Origin of the sequence: Candidatus Symbiopectobacterium sp. (assembly GCF_020054415.1) — a bacterium.
Classification (GTDB): Bacteria; Pseudomonadota; Gammaproteobacteria; order Enterobacterales; family Enterobacteriaceae; genus Symbiopectobacterium.
In genome coordinates, this window is record NZ_JAHWCO010000552.1 from 1 (window position 1) to 2,266 (window position 2,266).

2 protein-coding genes and 3 pseudogenes are annotated in these 2,266 nt (G+C 51.1%); 2 read left to right on the forward strand and 3 right to left on the reverse strand.

The features are described from left to right. Both QZ506_RS16265 and QZ506_RS16270 read right to left on the reverse strand, forming a co-directional pair. Positions 1–108, reverse strand: a pseudogene (locus tag QZ506_RS16265) (IS1 family transposase); the annotation flags it as partial. A gap of 31 nt (positions 109–139) precedes the next feature. Further along, positions 140–244 (reverse strand): annotated as a pseudogene (locus QZ506_RS16270) (IS1 family transposase); the annotation flags it as partial. Between the two features lie 46 nt (positions 245–290). Here QZ506_RS16270 and glnK point away from each other — a divergent pair. Together glnK and amtB are read left to right on the forward strand one after the other, a co-directional pair. Then, positions 291–641: a P-II family nitrogen regulator gene (gene glnK, locus QZ506_RS16275; protein ID WP_291972494.1), complete on the forward strand. Its 351-nt coding sequence runs from the start codon at positions 291–293 to the stop codon at positions 639–641. A gap of 32 nt (positions 642–673) precedes the next feature. Next, a complete protein-coding gene (amtB, locus tag QZ506_RS16280; protein WP_291972496.1) occupies positions 674–1,966 on the forward strand; it encodes an ammonium transporter AmtB in 1,293 nt (430 codons plus the stop codon). 59 nt (positions 1,967–2,025) lie between these two features. Here the strand turns inward: amtB and QZ506_RS16285 are convergent. Beyond that, positions 2,026–2,266: pseudogene (locus QZ506_RS16285) on the reverse strand (transposase); the annotation flags it as partial.

Genomic DNA, 2,266 nt, shown 5'->3' on the forward strand with positions numbered 1-2,266 from the left:
GAGCGTCTTGCGATTGAGCCGTTGCAATCGGTTACGCAGTGTCAGATGTGCACGCTCAATACGCTGTGTATACAGCTTGCTAACAATGTGTTTTACTTTTGGAAGTTCGTCGTTGTAAGCCCTGTAGCCATCCGTGTTTGCATGGCTGACGACGGTAACGCTGATGGCCACTTTTGCCATAACCGTGTTTTTTCACAGGAGATGTCTGTTCACAAAACGGGCATCTTACATCAACTTTAGCCACTGTATTCCACATCCAAAACTGGAAATTTCACACTGCAATCAACATATTGAATACACGACCGAAACTGGTTACTGTGGTGATAAAACCATTCAAGCTGGAAGATGTGCGTGAAGACTTATCTTCTGTCGGCATCCAGGGGCTCACCGTCACTGAGGTGAAGGGATTTGGACGCCAGAAAGGCCATGCCGAGCTGTATCGCGGCGCTGAATATAGCGTCAATTTTTTGCCAAAAGTGAAAATTGATATTGCTATCGCTGACGATCAGGTTGATGAACTCTTTGATGTGATTAGTAAAGCGGCTTACACCGGTAAAATTGGCGACGGTAAGATTTTTGTTTCTGAGCTGCAACGCGTTATCCGTATTCGTACGGGCGAAACTGACGACGCCGCACTGTAATGCTCGCTGACGAAAAATTGGGATGGATGAAAATGAAAATATGTGTCTCTTCATTATTAGGCCTTGCCGCCACAGCGTTACTTCCGTCGCTGGCAATGGCCGCTGATACACCGGCAATCGATAAAGCGGACAACGCTTTTATAATGATTTGTACCGCGCTGGTACTGTTCATGACGCTGCCCGGCATTGCGCTGTTCTACGGCGGCCTGATTCGTTCTAAAAACGTGCTCTCCATGCTGACGCAGGTTACCGTAACGTTCGCAATGGTGTGCGTACTGTGGATTATCTACGGTTACAGCATGGCTTTTGCGACCGGTAATGCCTTCCTTGGCGGCCTGGATATGTTCATGCTTAAAGGCATTGAGCTGACATCACAATCCGGTACGATTTATCAACTGATTCACGTCGCTTTCCAGGCTTCCTTCGCGTGCATTACTGTCGCGCTGGTGGTGGGTGCGATTGCTGAACGTATCCGTTTCTCTGCGGTACTGATTTTTGCCGCTATCTGGCTGACGTTCTCTTACCTTCCGTTGACGCACATGGTCTGGGGCGGCGGTTTCCTGGCGGCTGATGGCGCGCTGGACTTCGCAGGCGGTACCGTGGTGCACATCAATGCCGCTGTTGCAGGGTTGACTGGTGCTTATCTGCTGGGCAAACGTGCCGGTTTCGGTAAAGAAGCCTTCAAACCGCACAACCTGCCGATGGTGTTTACCGGCACTGCTATCCTCTATATCGGTTGGTTCGGCTTCAACGCAGGCTCTGCCGCTGCTGCGAACGAAATTGCCTGCCTGGCATTCCTGAACACCGTCGTCGCGACCGCTGGTGCAATTCTGGCGTGGGTTATCGGTGAGTGGATGGCGCGTGGTAAACCTTCTCTGCTGGGTGCTTGTTCCGGTTGTATCGCAGGCATGGTTGCTATCACGCCAGCCGCGGGAACCGTGGGTGTGGGTGGTGCGCTGATCATTGGTCTGGTCGGTGGTTTCGCTGGCCTGTGGGGTGTAACGGTACTGAAAAGATGGCTGCGCGTGGATGACCCGTGTGACGTGTTCGGTGTGCACGGCGTGTGCGGTATCGTTGGTTGTATCCTGACGGGGGTATTCACCTCTGCTTCTCTGGGCGGCACGGGCTACGAGGAAGGTGTTACCATGGCGCATCAGGTTTGGGTACAGCTGTTCAGCGTGATCGTCGCGTTCATCTGGTCCGGTGTTGCTGCCTTCATCGCATTCAAAGTCGCAGACCTAGCCGTTGGCCTGCGTATGCCGGAAGAACAAGAGCGTGAAGGCCTGGATGTTAACAGCCACGGCGAAAACGCTTATAATCAATAATTTCTAAACGATATATAAAACGCGGGCCAAGGCCCGCGTTTTTGCTTAGACTGTGTCCCTTAATTGCATAACTTATTGTAAAATAGGCGGATGCAGCCCAGTTTAACCATCGACAGATAATTCCTCGCCGTTTTGTCATAACGTGTGGAAATACGGCACTATTCTTTTAATCGGCCAAAACATCTTTCCACTACATTGCGATGACGGTAAGCGTCACTGGCGAACCGTGAGCGCCCGTCCGAAGCCATTTTTTCATTCGTTTTTAGGGGGATGACTGCCTTTATCACCTTTCGTTTCATC

What these genes read in the sequence shown, in the direction of transcription:
- amtB (WP_291972496.1), top strand. Translation starts at nt 674, where the DNA reads ATGAAAATATGTGTCTCTTCATTATTAGGCCTTGCCGCCACAGCGTTA.